Source organism: Microbacterium sp. Bi121, assembly GCF_918698005.1.
In the GTDB taxonomy this organism is placed as follows: Bacteria; Actinomycetota; Actinomycetes; order Actinomycetales; family Microbacteriaceae; genus Microbacterium.
In genome coordinates this window covers 1-17,628 of the sequence record NZ_CAKKLJ010000004.1, presented here as the reverse complement: position 1 = coordinate 17,628, position 17,628 = coordinate 1, and the positions used below count along the sequence as shown (strand labels likewise).

General features: G+C 67.8%; 17 protein-coding genes, 1 other RNA gene and 1 pseudogene. 12 read left to right on the top strand and 7 right to left on the bottom strand.

Annotated elements, in window-relative coordinates; translation table 11 throughout:
* Window positions 1-10: 10 nt before the first annotated feature.
* Window positions 11-505 carry a MarR family transcriptional regulator gene (locus tag LQZ87_RS07120; RefSeq protein WP_230102784.1) on the bottom strand — a complete coding sequence of 165 codons (495 nt, stop codon included), beginning with the start codon at window positions 503-505 and terminating at the stop codon, window positions 11-13.
* A 77-nt stretch (window positions 506-582) separates the two neighbouring features.
* On the opposite strand from LQZ87_RS07120, the gene LQZ87_RS07115 reads away from it, so the two are divergent.
* Window positions 583-1,374, top strand: a complete 792-nt coding sequence (locus LQZ87_RS07115; protein ID WP_230102783.1) for an SDR family oxidoreductase — start codon at window positions 583-585, stop codon at window positions 1,372-1,374.
* A 27-nt stretch (window positions 1,375-1,401) separates the two neighbouring features.
* Here the strand turns inward: LQZ87_RS07115 and LQZ87_RS07110 are convergent, their stop codons facing one another.
* On the bottom strand, window positions 1,402-2,241 hold the full coding sequence (locus tag LQZ87_RS07110; RefSeq protein ID WP_230102782.1) for an aldo/keto reductase: 840 nt from the start codon (window positions 2,239-2,241) through the stop codon (window positions 1,402-1,404).
* A 46-nt stretch (window positions 2,242-2,287) separates the two neighbouring features.
* On the opposite strand from LQZ87_RS07110, the gene LQZ87_RS07105 reads away from it, so the two are divergent.
* The 4 genes from LQZ87_RS07105 (at window position 2,288) to rnpB (ending at window position 5,498) form a co-directional block, all read left to right on the top strand.
* Window positions 2,288-2,677, top strand: a complete 390-nt coding sequence (locus LQZ87_RS07105) for a YchJ family protein (RefSeq protein WP_230102781.1) — start codon at window positions 2,288-2,290, stop codon at window positions 2,675-2,677.
* A complete protein-coding gene (locus tag LQZ87_RS07100; RefSeq protein ID WP_230102780.1) occupies window positions 2,674-3,405 on the top strand; it encodes a C4-type zinc ribbon domain-containing protein in 732 nt (243 codons plus the stop codon). The genes LQZ87_RS07105 and LQZ87_RS07100 overlap by 4 nt, the downstream gene beginning before the upstream one ends.
* Window positions 3,402-5,093 carry a bifunctional 3'-5' exonuclease/DNA polymerase gene (locus tag LQZ87_RS07095; RefSeq protein ID WP_230102779.1) on the top strand — a complete coding sequence of 564 codons (1,692 nt, stop codon included), beginning with the start codon at window positions 3,402-3,404 and terminating at the stop codon, window positions 5,091-5,093. The genes LQZ87_RS07100 and LQZ87_RS07095 overlap by 4 nt, the downstream gene beginning before the upstream one ends.
* Window positions 5,094-5,122: 29 nt before the next feature.
* Window positions 5,123-5,498, top strand: an RNA gene (gene rnpB, locus LQZ87_RS07090) — RNase P RNA component class A.
* A gap of 48 nt (window positions 5,499-5,546) precedes the next feature.
* On the opposite strand, the gene ppgK is transcribed toward rnpB, so the two are convergent.
* Window positions 5,547-6,305, bottom strand: a complete 759-nt coding sequence (gene ppgK, locus LQZ87_RS07085; protein WP_230102778.1) for a polyphosphate--glucose phosphotransferase — start codon at window positions 6,303-6,305, stop codon at window positions 5,547-5,549.
* A 93-nt stretch (window positions 6,306-6,398) separates the two neighbouring features.
* Here ppgK and LQZ87_RS07080 point away from each other — a divergent pair, with 93 nt between their 5' ends.
* Genes LQZ87_RS07080 through LQZ87_RS07065 form a run of 4 tightly spaced genes read left to right on the top strand, consistent with a single transcriptional unit; the run spans window position 6,399 to window position 11,881 of the window.
* The gene (locus tag LQZ87_RS07080; RefSeq protein ID WP_230102777.1) at window positions 6,399-6,614 is read left to right on the top strand and encodes an SPOR domain-containing protein; all 216 of its coding nucleotides are present in this window, start codon (window positions 6,399-6,401) and stop codon (window positions 6,612-6,614) included.
* Window positions 6,615-6,629: 15 nt separating this feature from the next.
* Entirely contained in the window at window positions 6,630-7,967 is a 1,338-nt protein-coding gene (locus LQZ87_RS07075) for a glutamine synthetase family protein (protein ID WP_230103117.1), read from the top strand.
* A 4-nt stretch (window positions 7,968-7,971) separates the two neighbouring features.
* Entirely contained in the window at window positions 7,972-10,947 is a 2,976-nt protein-coding gene (locus LQZ87_RS07070; protein WP_230102776.1) for a bifunctional [glutamine synthetase] adenylyltransferase/[glutamine synthetase]-adenylyl-L-tyrosine phosphorylase, read from the top strand.
* A 4-nt stretch (window positions 10,948-10,951) separates the two neighbouring features.
* On the top strand, window positions 10,952-11,881 hold the full coding sequence (locus tag LQZ87_RS07065; RefSeq protein WP_230102775.1) for a diacylglycerol kinase family protein: 930 nt from the start codon (window positions 10,952-10,954) through the stop codon (window positions 11,879-11,881).
* A 7-nt stretch (window positions 11,882-11,888) separates the two neighbouring features.
* On the opposite strand, the gene LQZ87_RS07060 is transcribed toward LQZ87_RS07065, so the two are convergent.
* Entirely contained in the window at window positions 11,889-12,197 is a 309-nt protein-coding gene (locus LQZ87_RS07060; protein ID WP_230102774.1) for a hypothetical protein, read from the bottom strand.
* Between the two features lie 87 nt (window positions 12,198-12,284).
* Complete coding sequence (gene glnA / locus LQZ87_RS07055; RefSeq protein WP_230102773.1) at window positions 12,285-13,709, bottom strand: type I glutamate--ammonia ligase; 1,425 nt, start codon at window positions 13,707-13,709, stop codon at window positions 12,285-12,287.
* Window positions 13,710-13,831: 122 nt separating this feature from the next.
* On the opposite strand from glnA, the gene LQZ87_RS07050 reads away from it, so the two are divergent.
* Window positions 13,832-14,227 carry an RDD family protein gene (locus LQZ87_RS07050; protein WP_230102772.1) on the top strand — a complete coding sequence of 132 codons (396 nt, stop codon included), beginning with the start codon at window positions 13,832-13,834 and terminating at the stop codon, window positions 14,225-14,227.
* A 23-nt stretch (window positions 14,228-14,250) separates the two neighbouring features.
* Here the strand turns inward: LQZ87_RS07050 and LQZ87_RS07045 are convergent, their stop codons facing one another.
* On the bottom strand, window positions 14,251-14,739 hold the full coding sequence (locus LQZ87_RS07045; RefSeq protein WP_230102771.1) for a RimK/LysX family protein: 489 nt from the start codon (window positions 14,737-14,739) through the stop codon (window positions 14,251-14,253).
* Window positions 14,740-14,756: 17 nt separating this feature from the next.
* Between LQZ87_RS07045 and LQZ87_RS07040 the strand changes: the two genes are divergently transcribed.
* Window positions 14,757-15,941: a RimK family alpha-L-glutamate ligase gene (locus tag LQZ87_RS07040; RefSeq protein WP_230102770.1), complete on the top strand. Its 1,185-nt coding sequence runs from the start codon at window positions 14,757-14,759 to the stop codon at window positions 15,939-15,941.
* A 3-nt stretch (window positions 15,942-15,944) separates the two neighbouring features.
* Here LQZ87_RS07040 and LQZ87_RS07035 read toward each other — a convergent pair whose 3' ends face one another.
* Complete coding sequence (locus LQZ87_RS07035) at window positions 15,945-16,655, bottom strand: DUF4191 family protein (protein ID WP_230102769.1); 711 nt, start codon at window positions 16,653-16,655, stop codon at window positions 15,945-15,947.
* 147 nt (window positions 16,656-16,802) lie between these two features.
* Here LQZ87_RS07035 and LQZ87_RS07030 point away from each other — a divergent pair.
* Window positions 16,803-17,628, top strand: a pseudogene (locus tag LQZ87_RS07030) (hypothetical protein); the annotation flags it as partial.

The following is a 17,628-nucleotide window of genomic DNA, read 5'->3' as shown; positions in this document are numbered from 1 at the left end:
CGGTGCAGGACTATTCCGTCGCTGCCGGAGTCCACCCTGACGCATCGCGGATCGCGCGCTGAATGCGCCTGCTGATCTCGAGAAGCTGCTTCCTCTGGGCCGATGTCAGCGGATCGAGCACGAGCCGGCGCACTGTGCGGACATGACCGGGCGTGGCTTGCTCGACCCGGGCCAGGCCGGGCCCGGTGAGGATCGCGAGCGTGTACCTGCCGTCGCTCGGATCCGGCATCCGCTGCATCCAGCCGCGCTTCTCCAGGCGTGCGGCCGCGCGCGACAGGCGGGACAGCGAGCTGTTCGCGTAGCCGGCGAGCACGCTCATCCGGAGCCTGTGGTCCGGAGCATCGGCCAGGGCGTACAGGATGCCGTACTCGAAGTGCGTCACGTCGGAGTCGACCTGCAGCTGAGCGTCGAGTGCGGCCGGCAGCCATTCCAGGACCGTCGCCAGCGAAGACCACGTCTCGAGGTCATCGCCGGTGAGCGTCGCGCGAGAAGTCGGATCCGTCATGTGAGCAGACTAAGGCACTTTCCCAGTCAAGTGATATTGATAGGGTGACACTTGACTGAGCAAGTGAACGGAGAGTCATGGAATTGCAACTGAACGGACGGCGCGCGTTCGTGAGCGGGTCGACGCAGGGGATCGGATTCGCGATCGCGCAGGGTCTCCTCGCCGAAGGAGCATCCGTGGTGATCAACGGGCGAGACCGCGACAGGGTCGACCGCGCGCTCCGCGAGCTGAACGCAGGCGATCCCGATGTGCCGGTCTCGGGGATCGTCGCGGACGTCGCAGATCCGCGGCAGATGCAGCAGATGCTCGTCGAACTCGGCGAGGTCGACATCCTGGTCAACAACGTCGGGCTCTTCGAGCTGGCGGCGTTCGGCGATATCGACGACGAGGACTGGCAGCGCTACTTCGATGTCAACGTCATGAGCGGCGTGCGGCTGTCTCGCGATCTGCTGCCGCGGATGCTCGATCGCGGATGGGGGCGCATCATCTTCATCGGCACGGAGTCCGGTGTCAACGTCCCCGCAGACATGGTGCACTACGGGGTGACGAAAGCCGCGGCACTGGCTCTGAGCAACGGTCTCGCCAAGCTCACCCGCGGCACAGGGGTCACGGTGAACACGATCCTGGGCGGTCCGACGTACTCCGATGGCGTCGCTGACACGGTCGTTGCACTCTCGGCGGCGCAGGATGTTCCTGAGGATGCGATGAAGGCCGCGATCATCGGGCAGAACACGACGTCTCTGCTGCAGAGATTCATCGAGCCGGAGGAGGTCGCCAGCCTCGCGCTCTACCTGGCGAGTCCGCTCTCATCCGCCACGAACGGCGCCGCGCTGCGCGCCGACGGCGGGGTCCTCACCGCGGTGCTCTGAGCGCACCGAGGTGAGGAGCGTCGCGGCTCAGGACTCCTCGTGGGTGCGGGGGTCTCCGTCGAACATGCGCCCGTCCGAGCGGCCGAGAGCGCTGATCGCCTCGACCTCCGCGTCGTCGAGGACGACGGATGCCGCGTCGAGGTTCGCCGTCTGGTGCTCGAGCGACGACGCCTTCGGGATGGCCACCACTTCGCGAGCCACGTGCCAGGCAAGCACGGCCTGAGCCGGGCTGATGCCGTGTGCGGCAGCGACCTCGACGATCACCGGCTCGGCGAGGAGCGCCTTCGCCCTGGCGATCGGGCTCCAGGCCTCTGTGATGATGCCGTGCTCGCGGTGGTACGCGATCTGCTCGGCCTGCGGGTAGTACGGGTGGACCTCGATCTGGTTCACGACCGGCCGCACACCGGTCTCGCGCTCGATGCGCTCCAGGTGTTCGGGGAGGAAGTTCGACACGCCGATCTGGCGGACGATGCCGCGCTCCTGCGCGTCGACGAGCGCAGCCCAGGCCTGCACGTACTCGTCCTGACTCGGGTTCGGCCAGTGGATGAGGTGCAGATCGGTCGCGTCGACCCCGAGGCGGAAGCGGCTCTCCTCGATGCTCGTCCTGGCCTTGTCGGTCGGGTGGTGCCGACCAGGGAGCTTCGTGGTCACGATCACCGCTGAGCGATCGGTCGCGGCGTCCGCGACGCCACGGCCGACGGCACCCTCGTTCTCATAGTTGAACGCCGAATCGACCAGGCGGTAGCCGGCGTCGATCCCTGCGGCGATCGCGGCGGCACCCGCCTCGCCGTTGAGGCGGTACGTGCCGAGTCCGATCGCGGGGAGGGTGAAACCGTTGTGCGCAGTGCGGACGGGAAGAGCTGTCATCCTTCCAGCGTACGGGCTCTGCAACTGGTGCAGGCATGATTGACGCATGCGCTGCCCCTGCACCTCCGGAGACACCTACGAAGCGTGCTGCGGCCCGATTCTGGACGGCACGATCGCCGCGCCGACGGCCCAGCGACTCATGCGCTCGCGATTCACCGCGTTCGCGACCGGCGATGCCGCATACCTTCTGCGGTCGTGGCATCCATCGACCAGGCCCGCCGAGCTGGAGCTCGACCCCGAGACCCGCTGGATCAGGCTCGACATCATCGAGACCACCGCCGGCGGGCCGTTCGACTCGGACGGCGTCGTCGCGTTCGAGGCGTTCTACCGAGAAGGCGCCACTCGCGGATCGATGCGGGAGCGCAGCCGGTTCGTCCGCGAGAACGCCGGCGGGAAGAGGGCGTGGATGTACGTGAGCGGTACATTGGAATCGTGAACGCCAGCCCCGAGCACCAGCGCATCCTTCTCGACGTCGCAGACCTCGATCGACGCCTTCAGCAGGCCGAGCGACAGCGAACCACTCCCGCCCAGGGCGCGCGCATCAACGAGCTCGCCAAGGAACGCCAGGAACAGCTCCGTGAGCTGACCGCGCTCACAGGCACGCGTGACGACATCCGCACCGAGCTGACCAGACTCGAGTCCGACGTCAAGGTCACCGAGCAGCGCAGGACAAGGGATGCCGACCGCCTCGCGAACGCCACGAACCCCAAAGACGCCCAGGCCCTCGAGCACGAGCTCGCCAGCCTCGCCCGGCGCATCAGCGATCTCGAGGACGCCGAGCTCGAGGTCATGGGTCGTCTTGAGGACTCCGAGGCTGCAGTCGCCACGCAGCAGGCACTCATCGACACGACGACCGCCGAGGGGCAGCAGCTCACGGCTGAGGCGAAGGCGCAGATCGCCGCGGCGACCACCGAGATCGAGCACCTCACGCGCGATCGCGATGCCGTGACCGCCGACGTCCCTGCCGACCTGCTCGCGGAGTACACGCGTCGCGCTTCGCGCGGCATCGGCGTCGGACTGCTGCGCCGCGGCACGTGCGAGGGCTGCCGCATGATGCTCTCCGGCACGCACCTCAACGAGGTCCGGCAGGCCGCACCGGATGCCGTCATCTCGTGCCCCGAGTGCGGTGCGATCCTCGTGCGTACCGACGAATCAGGGCTGTGAGCACCAGGCCGGCAGCCGATTCCCGGATCCTGCTGGCCGAGATCGGCTCGGCCGTCATCGCGGTGCGCCTCGCGCCAGACGGCGCTGCGCTCGAGACGACGGACGTCCCGGCAGCACAGGTCGCCGAGTGGGTCGGACGGGTCGAGGTGCGAGAGCACCCCCGGTGGGTGATCCGCAGCGCGCGGGAGCTCTATCCGCCGCTTCTGATGGCGGGCGTCCAGCTCACGAAAACGCACGATCTGCTGCTGTGCCACGCGATCCTCCGCGACACCGACGTGGTCGCGCGCCCGCTCGCACCCTCGCCTGAATGGCTGCCGCACGAGCCGGCGGCCGGCGAACCCGCGCTGTTCGACGCCGACGATCGGAGCACACCGGAATCCGTCGACGAGCTCCTCGAGCAGTACCAGGCGCAGCAGCGGGTCATCGACTCCGACCGCACAGGGCGGCTCGCGCTGCTGTGCGCCGCCGAATCCGCAGGTGGACTCGTCGCCGAGGAGATGCGGGCCGGCGGGCTTCCATGGGATGCGGCCGAGCACGAACGCATTCTGACCGAGGTGCTCGGTGCCCGCCCGTCCGGCGGCGGGATGCCGGCGCACATGGCCACTCACGCCGACGCCGTGCGGTTCCACCTCGGTGATCCGGGCCTCCACCTCGACAGCCACGTCAAGCTTCTCCGTGCCCTGCATCGGGTCGGTGTCAACGTCGAGTCGACCAGCCAGTGGGAGATCAGCGAGATCTCGCACCCGGTCATCGCACCTCTGCTCGCCTACAAGAAGCTCTCGCGGCTCATGAGCGCGAACGGCTGGGCGTGGCTGACGGAGTGGGTGCGAGAGGGGCGGTTCCGTCCCGTGTACATCCCCGGTGGCGTCGTCACGGGGCGATGGGCATCCTCGGGAGGGGGAGCGCTGCAGGTGCCCCGGATGCTGCGACCGGCCGTGCGCGCAGACCCAGGGTGGATGCTCGTCGTCGCCGACGTGGCCCAGCTCGAACCGCGGATGCTGGCTGCGATGGCATCGGACAAGTCCATGGCCGAGGCGGCGAGGGGTCAGGACCTCTACGCCGGGGTCGTCGCGTCCGGTGCGGTGGCTACGCGTGAGGAGGCGAAGTACGCGGTGCTCGGGGCGATGTACGGGGCCACCACGGGTGACAGCGGCCGTCTCGTGCCCCGCCTGCGCAAGGTGTATCCGCGGGCGATGCATCGTGTCGACGAGGCTGCTCGCCTGGGCGAGGACGGTGGAGTGGTCTCGACCTGGCTCGGCCGGTCATCTCCCAAGCCGGACGCCGACTGGCGGGCTCAACAGGCCGCGGCGACGGGAGCGGACGTCGACCCCGCCGACGTCAAGCGCGCACGGGCCAGAGCACGCGACCGCGGACGCTTCACGCGCAATTTCGTCGTCCAGGGGACCGCCGCCGAGTGGGCGCTCATCTGGCTCGCCGAGATCCGTCATCGTCTGCGACAGCTTCCGGAGGCGGAGACACCGGCACCGGCATCCGGTCCGTTCGCCCGGCACGCGCATCTGGCGTTCTTCCTGCACGACGAGGTGATCCTGCATGTGCCGGCGGAGCAGGCGGATGCCGCGGCATCCGCCGTGCGCGAGGCGGCGGCGGTCGCGACGCGCCGCCTGTTCGGGACGTTCCCGATCGATGTGCCGCTCGACCTCCGCATCGTGCACACGGCCGAGAAATAGAGCGCCGAGAAGTAGACTGAACGTGCGAATGGGGCGGCTGGACGGTCGCGTTGCGGGCGACCGCACCGAGGAACGTCCGGGCTCCGCAGGGCAGGACGGTGGGTAACGCCCACCCGGAGTGATCCGCGAGAAAGTGCCACAGAGAGCAGACCGCCGCACGTGCTTCGGCGCGTGGGGTAAGGGTGAAAGGGTGGAGTAAGAGACCACCGGGGGCCGTGGTGACACGGCCTGCCAGGTAAACCTCGTCCGGAGCAAGGTCAGACAGAGGATGATGACGCGGCTCGCCGAGTCCTCGGGTAGACCGCTGGAGCGGCACGGCAACGTGTCGCCGAGAGAGATGGCCGTCGAAGGGAGTCCTCGAGAGAGGCCCCGGAACAGAACCCGGCGTACAGGCCGCCCCATTCGCACCACGACGGGCTCAGCAACCGACTGGTCGCTGAGCCCGTCGACCTGTCAGTCGGCCGCGAGCGACGCCGCGCCGATGATGCCGGACGAGTTGCGGTGGATGGCTGGAATGATCGGGGTGTCGAGCTCGAGCAGCGGGATGAACTTCTCCGGGTGCTTCGATACGCCGCCGCCGACGACGAGCAGGTCGGGGCTGAACAGGAACTCGACGAGCTTGTAGAACACCTGCAGGCGAGCCGACCAGTCCTCCCAACTGAGGTTCTCGCGCTCCATCGCCGAGTACGCGCACCACTTCTCGATCGACGCGTCACCGATCGTGGTGCCGTCGTAGAGCAGGTGGCCGAGCTCGGTGTTCGGCAGCAGGACGCCGTCGTAGAGGAATGCGGAGCCGATGCCGGTGCCGAGCGTGGTCATGATCGTGAGCCCGTCGGTGTCGCGGGCCGCTCCGTGGCGCGACTCCGCGATGCCGGCGGCATCCGCGTCGTTGACGAAGGTGATGTCGCGGCCGAGGCCGTCCTCGAAGAACTTCTCGGCCTCGAAGCCGACCCACTCCTTCGAGACGTTGGCAGCCGAGAGGGTGCGACCGCGCTTGACGATGGCGGGGAACGCCACTCCGAGCGGAAGGTCGGAGTCGCGGACGCCGAGGGTATCGAGCACTTCGTGCACGGCCTTCAGCACGTCTTCAGGCGACGCGCCCTTCGGGGTGTCGACGCGGATGCGATCCGACTCGAGCGTGCCCTTCTTGAGGTTGACGATTCCTGCCTTGATGCCTGTGCCGCCGATGTCGACGCCGATCGCTTTTGCCATGCGCAATAGCCTAGCGAGAGCGGGTGTCGCCATTAGGATCGTGACAAAGCCTTTACGAAGGGATACGCCATGTCTCGGGGAGAAGATTCGTACATGTCAAGCGGCGAGCGCAAGTACTGGTACAACACGACCTCGGGCGAGGTCGAGTACGGGTACATCTCGCCGTCCGTCGATCGTGTCGGGCCCTTCGACACCGCCGAGGCGGCCTCGAACGCGTTGCAGACGCTGCGTGAGCGCTCGGAGGCCTGGGCGGTCGAGGAGCGGATCGACGACGACTGGCGCAGGGCCAGTGACGTGGATGGGAAGTAGCGGCCTCATATGAGCATGGACAAGCAGCGGGACTTCGTGCTCCGCACAATCGAGGAGCGCGGCGTCAAGTTCGTCCGACTCTGGTTCACCGACGTCATCGGAACACTCAAGTCCGTCGCGATCGCCCCTGCCGAGGTCGAGGGCGCCTTCGCCGAGGGCATCGGCTTCGACGGCTCGGCGATCGAGGGACTCACCCGCACGTACGAGTCCGATCTGCTCGCCCAGCCCGACCCCACGACATTCCAGATCCTGCCGTGGCGCGGCGAGATCGATCCGACGGCCCGCATGTTCTGCGACCTGACCACGCCCGACGGCCAGCCGGCCGTCGCCGACCCGCGCAACGTGCTCAAGCGCACGCTCGCGAAGGCCGCGGATGCCGGGTTCACGTTCTACACGCACCCCGAGATCGAGTTCTACTTGCTGAAGTCGTCTGTGATCGGGCCCGAGGGGCCGGTACCGGTCGACTCGGCCGGGTACTTCGACAACGTGCCGGGCGGCACGGCGCACGATTTCCGTCGGCGCTCGGTGCGGATGCTCGAGGATCTGGGCATCTCCGTCGAGTACAGTCACCACGAGGGCGGCCCCGGTCAGAACGAGATCGACCTCCGCTACGCCGATGCGCTGACGACGGCGGACAACGTCATGACGTTCCGCACGGTCGTCAAGGAGGTCGCGATCGAGCAGGGCGTGTACGCCACGTTCATGCCGAAGCCGATGAGCGATCAACCAGGCAGCGGCATGCACACGCACATGTCTCTGTTCGAGGGCGACCAGAACGCGTTCTGGGAAGAGGGGGCCAAGTACCAGCTCTCCAAGGTCGGCCGTCACTTCATCGCCGGCCTCCTGCGGCACGCCCACGAGATCTCCGCCGTCACCAACCAGTTCGTGAACTCGTACAAGCGGCTGTGGGGCGGCGACGAGGCGCCGAGCTTCGTCACGTGGGGGCACGCGAATCGGTCCGCCCTCGTCCGCGTGCCGATGTACAAGCCGAACAAGAGCCAGTCGTCCCGCGTCGAGTACCGGGCACTGGACTCGGCGGCGAACCCGTACCTCGCCTACGCCCTCCTGCTGGCCGCGGGCCTGAAGGGCATCGAGAACGAGTACGAGCTGCCCGCAGAGGCCGAGAACAACGTGTGGTCGCTGAGCGATGCCGAGCGCCGCGCGCTCGGATACTCGTCGCTGCCGGCCAGCCTCGACCACGCGCTCGAGTTCATGGAGGGGTCAGAGCTCGTCGCCGAGACCCTGGGCGAGCAGGTCTTCAACTACGTGCTGCTGAACAAGCGCAAGGAGTGGGAGGCGTACCGGGGTCAGGTCACGCCGTTCGAGTTGAAGAGCAACCTCGAGCTGCTCTGATCGGATGGCTCGATCAGAATCTGCCCTGTCGCGGTCGGCGCTGGCGCGACTCGGGTTCACGGGTCTGAGCACGGGAGCCGCGGACGTCGACGAGCTCTCATCGCTGCTCGGGATCGACGGTGCCGAGCTCCTGGACGGCGCGGTCGCTGCTGATCCTGACGCGGCCGTCGAGCGGATGCTGCGGATCGCGAGACGTGATGCGACCGTGCTCCGCTCGCTCCTCGGTGACAGGGAGACCCGCACGATCGTGTGGCGCGTGCTCGGCGCTTCCAACGGACTGGCCGACTTCTTCTACCGCCATCCGGCGGAGCTCGCGATCCTCGCCGACATCGGCCCGCTGGTCCCCAGCGCACCGACGCTCCGAGAGCGGATGCTCTCAGCCGTCGAGGCTGTGGACGGCGTGGCGAGCTCCGGGGGCGAGGAGGCATGGGTGGCCCTGCGGATCGCCTACCGACGCTCGCTCGCCGAGATCGCCGCGATCGATCTGACGACCCCCGAGCCGGCATCGCGGATCGCCGCGATCTCCGCGGCGCTCGCCGATGCGGCCGGGGCCGCGCTCGAGGCGTCCCTCGCGGTCGCGCGGGCCCGCGTGTCTTCGTCCTTCCCCGCCGAGGACGTCGCGTCGGCCCGACTGGCGATCATCGGCATGGGCAAGTCCGGGGCGCGAGAGCTCAACTACGTCAGCGACGTCGACGTCATCTTCGTCGGCGGCACGGCCGATGAGGAGAAGCTCGACGAAGGGCGTGCGATAGACATCGCCACCCGGCTCGCACGGGAGACGATCCAGGGCATCTCCGGCATCGAGGTGGAGCCCGCGTTGTGGGAGGTCGACGCGAACCTGCGCCCGGAGGGCAAGCAGGGAGCGCTTGTGCGCTCGCTGGGCTCGCATCTGGCCTACTACGACCGCTGGGCGAAGAGCTGGGAGTTCCAGGCGCTGCTGAAGGCGCGCCCCATCGCCGGCGATGAGGCGCTCGGCACGGCGTACCTCGAGGCCGTGCAGCCGAAGATCTGGTCCAGCGCCGCTCGGGAGAACTTCGTGGACAGCGTCCAGCGCATGCGCGAGCGCGTGACGGAGCACGTCGACCCCGAGGACGCGCCGTACCAGCTCAAACTCGGCGTCGGGGGACTCCGCGACATCGAGTTCACCGTGCAGCTGCTGCAGCTCGTGCACGGTCTCACCGATCCGAGTCTCCGCACCCGCGGCACGCTGGAGAGCCTCGATGCGCTCGTCGCCGGCGGCTACATCGGACGTGCGGATGCCGCAGCCTTCGCCGCCGACTACCGCACGCTGCGCCTCATGGAGCATCGCCTGCAGCTGAAGGACCTGTCCCGCACCCACCTCATGCCGCGGACCCAGGATGGCCAGCGCGAGCTGGCAAGGGCGAGCGGCCTGGCCGACTCCGCCGAGGGCGTCTGGGGCCTCTGGGAGCGCGTGCGGCGGGAGGTGCGCGACATCCACACACGGCTGTTCTACCGGCCCCTGCTGAGCGCCGTGGCAGGCCTCCCGGAGGAGGAGCGGACGCTGTCCACCGAGCAGGCGCACGACCGCCTCTCCGCGATCGGGTTCCGCGACCCGGCCGGCGCACTGCGTCACATCGGTGCGCTCACATCCGGCATCAGCCGCAAGGTCACCATCCAGCGTCACCTCATGCCCATCATGGTCCGCTGGTTCGCCGACGGCAGCGACCCGGACTACGGACTGCTCGCCTTCCGCCGGATCAGCGAGCGCCTCGGCGACACGTCCTGGTTCCTGCGGATGCTGCGCGACTCGTCCGGCGCGGCGGAAAGCCTGACGATGCTGCTGTCGTCGTCGCGCTACATCGGCGAGCTCCTCGAGGGCATCCCCGAATCCGTGGCCTGGCTCGATCGAGCCGAGCGCCTGCGCCCTCGGAGCCCTGACCAGCTCGACGAGGAGGCCAGGGCGATCCAGACCAGGCACGGCTCCGTCGGCTCCGCCCTGAAGGCGGTGCGGGCGCTCCGCCGTCGCGAACTGCTGCGAACCGCCATGGGCGGCGTGCTCGACGTCGTCACGATCGAGGAGGTCGCCGCATCGCTCACCGCGATCACGGATGCGACGATCCAAGCGGCGCTCCGCGCCGTTCGCCGCGAGGTCGTGCCCCCCGAGGACGAAGCGTTCGAGTTCGCGATCATCGGCATGGGCCGGTTCGGCGGCGCCGAGCTCGGGTTCGGATCGGACGCCGACATCCTGTACGTCTACGACCCGGGCGGCATAGACCCGGATCGGGCGCAGCAGCTGGCGCGCCAGATCGTCGCCGGGCTGCGCGAGCACCTGACCGACAACAAGGTGCCGCTGGATCTGGATGCGGACCTCCGCCCAGAGGGCCGAAACGGCGCCGTGGTGCGCTCTCTGACCGCGTACACCGAGTACTACCGGCGCTGGTCGGTCTCCTGGGAGGCGCAGGCGCTGCTGCGAGCTCGGGGCGTCGCCGGGACCACGAGGCTCCTCGAGCGGTTCATGGCGATGGCGGACAGCATCCGCTACCCGGAAGAGGTCGATGAACAGGGCCTGCGCGAGATCAAGCGGATCAAGGCGCGCGTCGAAGGGGAGCGGCTGCCGCAGGGAGCCGATCCGCACCGTCATCTGAAGCTGGGTCCAGGCGGGCTCAGCGACGTGGAGTGGCTCGTGCAGCTCATCCAGTTGCAGCACGCGCACCGGGTGCCGGGGCTCCGGACGACGTCGACGCTGGATGCTCTGCAGGCAGCCGTGGACGCCGATCTCGTGGAAGCCGACGATGCTGAACTGCTGCATGATGCCTGGCGGCTCGCGAGCAGGCTCCGCTCGGCGATCACGCTGCGCACCGGGAAGACCAGCGACGAGCTGCCATGGGATCGACGGGAGCTCGACGCGCTGGGGCGCCTCCTCGGGTATCCGGAGCGCTCAGCGAGCGCCGTCGAGGAGGACTACCTCGGAACGACACGCCGCGCACGGCGCGTGTTCGAGCAGCTGTTCTACGGTTGACGTCATGACTGCGACTTCGTACGGCATCATCTGGAACCCGTCCAAGATCGACGGGGACGTTCTGCGGCCTTCCGTGGAGGAGCACCTGGCTGCTGACGCTGCCGACGCAGACGTGCGGTGGTGGGAGACCACGGCCGACGACCCCGGCCGTGGGATGGCGCTGGAGGCCGTCGAGGCCGGCTGCACGACGGTGATCGCCGTCGGCGGCGACGGCACCGTCCGTGCGGTCGCTGAGGCTCTCGCGGGGACGGACGTCGCGCTCGGCATCGTTCCGCAGGGCACGGGCAATCTGCTCGCCCGCAACCTCGAGGTGCCGCTGGACAACGTCCCCGCAGCTCTGCGACGGATCAACGAGGGGGAGTCACGGCGCATCGACCTCGGGTGGGTGCGCATCGACGACGACGAGCGCGCGTTCGCGGTGATGGTCGGGTTCGGCGTCGATGCGCAGATGCTCGTGGAGACCGATGACGACCTGAAGGCTCGAGCCGGATGGCTCGCCTACGTCGAGGCGATGGGTCGGGCGATGGCCGGTACCGAGATGACCGACATCACCGTCGCCCTCGATGACGAGGAGCCGAGGGAACTCCGCGGTCACACGATGCTCATCGGCAACTGCGGCATGGTGCAGGGCGGTCTGCGGCTGCTTCCGGACGCGAAGCTCGACGACGGACTGCTCGACCTGCTGCTGGTGAGCGCCGACGGCGCCGTGCAGTGGCTGGACACCGTGCGGTCGGTGGTGTGGGAGAACGGCATACGGCGGCTGCTCACCCGCGGTGAGAAGGCGGTGAGCACGGACTCGACGCGGTTCCATTCCGCCGAGCGCGTGCGGGTCGAGCTCGCGAGTCCCCTCGAGTTCGAGGTGGACGGCGAGGAGGTCGGCACCGTGTCATCGTTCGAGGTGCGCGTTCAGGCCGGCGCGCTGCGCGTGCTCTGAGCGCCGCTCAGTCCGCGGGACGGGTGAGGTGGTCGAGCACCAGCTCGCCCGTCGCGTTCGTCGCGTGCATCATCTCCTCAAGGCGCTGAGGATCGATCGCCGGAGCCTCCTCGTCGTCGAACGAGAACAGCAGGGGCACTGAAGGGTGGATCCACGCAGTCATGCGCTTGTCGGGGCCGCCGTCGATCGGTGACCACGTCATCATGAAGCTCTCCTGGCGACGCAGCTTCGTCGCGATGATCACCTTGAGATGAGCAAGGGTCTCGTCCTCGATGTGGATGGGACCCGCGGTGTTGTCGTACTTCAGTCTTCCCATGTTGAAAGGGTATCCCGAGCCCTGCTGACGAGGGAACGCCGGCCCTCACCTTGGGTGAGGGCCGGCGTCACTCTCGGCGTTCGAGGATCAGACCCCGAAGTACAGCTCGTACTCGAACGGGTGCGGGCGCTGGGCGATCGGCAGGATCTCGTTCTCGATCTTGTAGGAGATCCAGGTCTCGATGAGCTCCTCGGTGAACACACCGCCCTCGAGGAGGAACTGGTGGTCATCGCGCAGCGCGTCGAGCGAGTCCAGCAGCGAGTTGGGCACCTGCGGGATGTTCTTCGCCTCCTCAGGCGGCAGCTCGTAGAGGTCCTTGTCGACCGGCTCGTGCGGCTCGATGCGGTTCTTGATGCCGTCCAGGCCAGCCATCAGCTGCGCTGCGAAGGCCAGGTACGGGTTTCCGGAGGCGTCGGGAGCGCGGAACTCGATGCGCTTGGCCTTCGGGTTGGAGCCCGTGATCGGGATGCGGATCGCGGCAGAGCGGTTGCCGGCCGAGTAGACGAGGTTGACGGGGGCCTCGAAGCCCTTGACCAGGCGGTGGTAGCTGTTCAGCGTCGGGTTCGTGAACGCGAGCACAGCGGGGGCGTGCTTGAGCAGGCCGCCGATGTACCAGCGGGCGATGTCGCTGAGCTGGCCGTAGCCGGCCTCGTCGTAGAACAGCGGCTTGCCGTCGTTCCACAGGGACTGGTGGGTGTGCATGCCGGAGCCGTTGTCGCCGTAGAGCGGCTTGGGCATGAAGGTCGCGACCTTGCCCCACTCCTCGCAGGTGTTCTTGACGATGTACTTGAACTTCAGGATGTCGTCCGCCGAGTGCACCATGGTGTCGAAGCGGTAGTTGATCTCCTGCTGGCCGGCGGTTCCGACCTCGTGGTGCGAGCGCTCGAGCACGAAGCCGGCGTCGATCAGTCGCAGGGTGATGTCGTCGCGGAGGTCGGCCGTCTTGTCGACGGGGGAGACGGGGAAGTAGCCGCCCTTGTACGGGGTCTTGTTGGCGAGGTTTCCGCCTTCCTCCTCGCGGCCGGTGTTCCACGCGGCCTCCTCGGAGTCGACCTTGTAGAAGCTCTCGCCGGATGTGACCGAGTAGCGCACGTCGTCGAAGATGTAGAACTCCGCCTCGGGGGCGAAGAATGCGGTGTCGGCGATGCCGGTCGACGCCAGGTACTTCTCGGCCTTCTTGGCGACCTGACGCGGGTCCTTCGAGTAGATCTCGCCGGTGCGCGGGTTGTAGATGTCGAAGATCATCACGAGGGTGCTCGCCTCGCGGAACGGGTCGACGTACGCCGTCGTCACGTCGGGGATGAGCTGCATGTCGGACTCGTGGATGCTGGCGAACCCTCGGATGGAGGATCCGTCGAAGAGCTGCCCATCGGTGAAGAACGCCTCGTCAACGGTCGATGCGGGGATGTTGAAGTGCTGCTGCACCCCCGGCAGATCGGTGAAACGGATGTCAAGGAACTTGACGTCGTTCTCCTTGATGTAGCTCAGCACCTCGGACGAATCGGTGAACATGTATCACTCCTGGATGACGCGGATCGGGGCCTTGAGGCCTTCCTGAACAGTAGGGCGAGGGGATTTCCCTCCCGTGTCCGCTTTGTTTCCGCCATGTTACAGACCGCCGGTAGGATCGAGTTGTGGCAGACGCGGTGAACACCTATCCAGGAGAGCGCCTCGGCTACCCCGCGGCGGGGCCGGGCAGCACTGCCCGTGTCGGTCGTCGGATCGGCGCTCTGGCCATCGACTGGGCCGCCGCCGTCGTGCTCTCGATCGCGTTCTTCCAATACGACTCGCTGGCCACACTGGTGATCTTCGTCGTCGTGCAGATCCTCTTCATCCCGACGATCGGCGGAAGCCCCGGTCATCGCATCCTCGGCATGCGCGTCGTCCAGGTCAACGGCGCCTGGGTCGGCCTGTGGCGACCCATCGTGCGCACCGTGCTGCTCGCCGTGGTGATCCCCGCCGTCATCTGGGATCCCGACCAGCGAGGCCTCCACGACAAGGCTGCGGGCACGGCGCTGATCAGGGCCTGAACGGTCTCTGAGCCTGTCGAAGGTCAGCCGCGCCCGCGATTGCGGCGGCGCGTCTCCTTCGGTGCTCGTCCCCCCAGGAACGAGCGGGCAGGATCCACGATGAAGCCTCGTCGCAGCGCCTCGCGACCGATCAGCATCCGGAAGCCCATCTCATCCCTGTTGCTCAGCGTCACCTCCGACACCACGAGCTGGTCGACGAGACGGATCGCCAGCAGCACGACAAGTCGCTGCTGCGTATGGCCCGACGAACTGCGCACCTCGCGCCGATCATGGACCGGGCACTCGACGATCGTGGCATCCGCGTCGGTGTCCTGCCACGGGTTGACCCTGAACCGCACCCACGCCTCGTCCTCGCGGTCGAATTCGACGACGTCGAAGGCGTGCAGCGAAGACGTGCGGGCACCGGTGTCGATCTTGGCCTTGATCCAGTCCACACCGGCATCGGGCAGGCTCACCCATTCACGCCACCCCGTAAGAGTGTTTGAATGAGATGTCCTAACCACGCGATACATCTTGGCAGGAAAACTACGTGAAGCTCGCCGTTCTCTCCCGTGCCCCTCAGGCGTATTCGACCCAGCGGCTGCGTGCTGCAGCGATTCAGCGCGGACACGACGTGAAGGTGCTCAACACTCTGAAGTTCGCGATCGATCTCACAGCCGATGAGCCCGATCTGCACTTCCGGGGCAGACCGCTCAGCGACTACGACGCGATCCTGCCCAGGATCGGCAGTTCGATCACCTACTTCGGCACCGCCGTTGTGCGTCAGTTCGAGCAGATGGACGTCTACACGCCCAATACGGCCAACGGCATCTCCAGCGCGCGCGACAAGCTGCGCGCGAGCCAGATCCTGTCGCGACACAACATCGCGATGCCGGCGACCGCGTTCGTGCGCAACCGGGCGGACGTCCGCCCGGCGATCGAACGGGTCGGCGGAGCACCGGTCGTCATCAAGCTCCTCGAGGGCACGCAGGGCATCGGCGTGATCCTCGCGCCCCAGGTCAAGGTGGCTGAGGCCATCATCGAGACGCTGCATTCGACGAAGCAGAACGTGCTCATCCAGAAGTTCATCTCCGAGAGCCGTGGACGCGACATCCGCGCTCTCGTCGTCGGCGACCGCGTCGTCGCAGCCATGCGACGCGTCGCCGCCGGGGATGAGTTCCGCTCGAACGTGCACCGCGGCGGCAGCGTCGAGCCGGTGCAGCTCGACCCGGCGTACGAGGAGGTCGCCGTCCGCTCCGCGCAGATCATGGGCCTGCGCGTCGCCGGTGTCGACATGCTCGAGGGCGATGACGGACCGCTGGTGATGGAGGTGAACTCGTCACCGGGGCTGCAGGGCATCGAGCAGGCGACGAAGCTCGACGTCGCGGGCGCGATCATCGACTACATCGCCGGGCAGGTCTCCTTCCCCGAGATCGACGTCCGCCAGCGGCTGACCGTCTCCACGGGCTACGGGGTCGCCGAGCTGAGTGTGCACAGCGCCGTGGAGCTCGTCGGAAAGACCCTGGGGGAGTCGGGCCTCTGGGAGCGCGACATCACCGTTCTGACGCTGCACCGCGGTGTGAGCGTCATCCCCAACCCTCGTAAGCACGTCGTGCTCGAAGCCGACGATCGTCTGCTGTGCTTCGGCAAGCTGGACGAGATGCGGTCGATGATCCCCGAGCGCCGGCGCCGACGGGCGAAGGTGCGCAGGCTCCCCAAGCAGCCCTTGAACTGACCGCTAGCGCGGACGCTGGGCGCGGACCTTCGTCGGGTCGATGCCCTTGGGGATCGGCAGTGAGCTCACGGACTGCGAGACGGAGTCGATGCGACGGATGACTGCGGCCATCGTCGTCTTGTCGATGGCGGTGGGAAGCTTCTTGATCGTCTTCGAGAGGTCGGCGATCGTGACGTCGTCGTCGCCGTGACCGACGTAGTAGACGTTGACGGGAACGCCGTTGGCGACGCGCTGAGCCTTGGAGCGCTCCTCGTTGATGAGCCGGGTGAGGCGTCCTCGTGCGCCTTCGCCCACGACGACGATCCCACCGCGACCGATCGCGCGGTAGACGGCCTCCTGCGTCTTCGGGTTTATGCCGACCGGGGTCTCGGAGGCCTGCCACTTGCGTCCGAGGCTCGTGCTGAGGATGTGACCCGTCGCGCCGGGCATGCCGTCGATCTTCTTGTACATCGCCGTCGTCGACAGGCGGGTCATGAGGAAGAGCGAGCCGAGCACGCCGAGCATGAGACCCGTGACGGCCCAGAGGATGAGCGACCAGATCTGGAACGGCGGGATCAGGTAGCCGACGACGAGCCCGATGAGGATGCCGCCGATGAGGATCCCGATCTGCGCCCAGGGCAGCCACGGGTAGACCTCACGTGTGAACCGGAAGAGGGACTTGATCTGGGAGAAGAACCCAGGACGCTTTTCGGGTTCGGGAGCACGCTTAGCCATGCGTACCAGGATACCGAGTCCGGCGCGCCCCGATGCGCGCGTTCGCGGGCGGCGCACTCGCTCTGCACATCGATGCCGCGTCGCAGGCTGTGCACATTCGCGTCCGACGCAGCGCGGGCGATGGCGTCAGTGCGGTTCGATGATGCGATGACTGAGATGGATGCCGATGTCGATCGCGGTGCTCTGGTGCCGGGAGCCCACCGTCTGATCCGTGCTGTCGGCAGTGCGGAGGGCCCGTTCAGCGGCGCGTTGGTCGGCCACGATGACGGGGTCGCGGTCTGCATCGACGTCGCCGACCTCGTCGACTGGCGTGGATGGGCGCACTCCGGGGATGAGCACGTGTGCGGCGTTCTCGACGTGCGACGACGCGCAGACGGGCACGATGCCCTCCTGCCGTGGTGCACGCAACAGGTGGAGACGTTCCTCGGACGACGGCGGGCCGCGGACGAACCGCTGTCGGCCGGAGAGCTGGGCACGCTTGTCGTGAGTCTGCTCCGCGGCATCCGTGAGCTCGGCGACAGCGCGTCGGACGACTGCGGCCAGTGGTGGCTCACGGGCGACGGGCGGCCGCTGTTCGTGATCGGCGACGGCGGGAGCGCACGTGCCCACACCGCCGGCCTCATCGGCCGGATCCTCGATCACACATCCGATCGCCCGACGTTGAGGGTGCTCGAGGAGATCGCCTCGGCGCTCAGGGAGCGACGGCACCATACCGACGACGATGCGCGCTGGGAGCAGGAGCTGCTCACGATCGCCGCCCCGCGCGCACTGCGTCTGGATGTGTTCGCCCCGGAGAGAGCCGCCGATCTCGCCTCGCGTCGCTCGGCTCGTGTGACCCCGGATGCTGTGTCGCGAGTGCGTACGCGCCGGTCGGCCGAGCGGGCGGAGTCGAACCCCCGCTGGGCAGCGCTGCGAGCAGCGCCCACAGCGGTCGTCGCGCGGGTCATGGCGTTGCGCGACAGGAGTGAACGGG

Coding starts and splice junctions, on each gene's coding strand:
- LQZ87_RS07120 (WP_230102784.1), bottom strand. CDS start 505: ATGACGGATCCGACTTCTCGCGCGACGCTCACCGGCGATGACCTCGAG.
- LQZ87_RS07115 (WP_230102783.1), top strand. CDS start 583: ATGGAATTGCAACTGAACGGACGGCGCGCGTTCGTGAGCGGGTCGACG.
- LQZ87_RS07110 (WP_230102782.1), bottom strand. CDS start 2,241: ATGACAGCTCTTCCCGTCCGCACTGCGCACAACGGTTTCACCCTCCCC.
- LQZ87_RS07105 (WP_230102781.1), top strand. CDS start 2,288: ATGCGCTGCCCCTGCACCTCCGGAGACACCTACGAAGCGTGCTGCGGC.
- ppgK (WP_230102778.1), bottom strand. CDS start 6,305: ATGGCAAAAGCGATCGGCGTCGACATCGGCGGCACAGGCATCAAGGCA.
- LQZ87_RS07080 (WP_230102777.1), top strand. CDS start 6,399: ATGTCAAGCGGCGAGCGCAAGTACTGGTACAACACGACCTCGGGCGAG.
- LQZ87_RS07075 (WP_230103117.1), top strand. CDS start 6,630: ATGGACAAGCAGCGGGACTTCGTGCTCCGCACAATCGAGGAGCGCGGC.
- LQZ87_RS07070 (WP_230102776.1), top strand. CDS start 7,972: ATGGCTCGATCAGAATCTGCCCTGTCGCGGTCGGCGCTGGCGCGACTC.
- LQZ87_RS07065 (WP_230102775.1), top strand. CDS start 10,952: ATGACTGCGACTTCGTACGGCATCATCTGGAACCCGTCCAAGATCGAC.
- LQZ87_RS07060 (WP_230102774.1), bottom strand. CDS start 12,197: ATGGGAAGACTGAAGTACGACAACACCGCGGGTCCCATCCACATCGAG.
- glnA (WP_230102773.1), bottom strand. CDS start 13,709: ATGTTCACCGATTCGTCCGAGGTGCTGAGCTACATCAAGGAGAACGAC.
- LQZ87_RS07045 (WP_230102771.1), bottom strand. CDS start 14,739: ATGTATCGCGTGGTTAGGACATCTCATTCAAACACTCTTACGGGGTGG.
- LQZ87_RS07035 (WP_230102769.1), bottom strand. CDS start 16,655: ATGGCTAAGCGTGCTCCCGAACCCGAAAAGCGTCCTGGGTTCTTCTCC.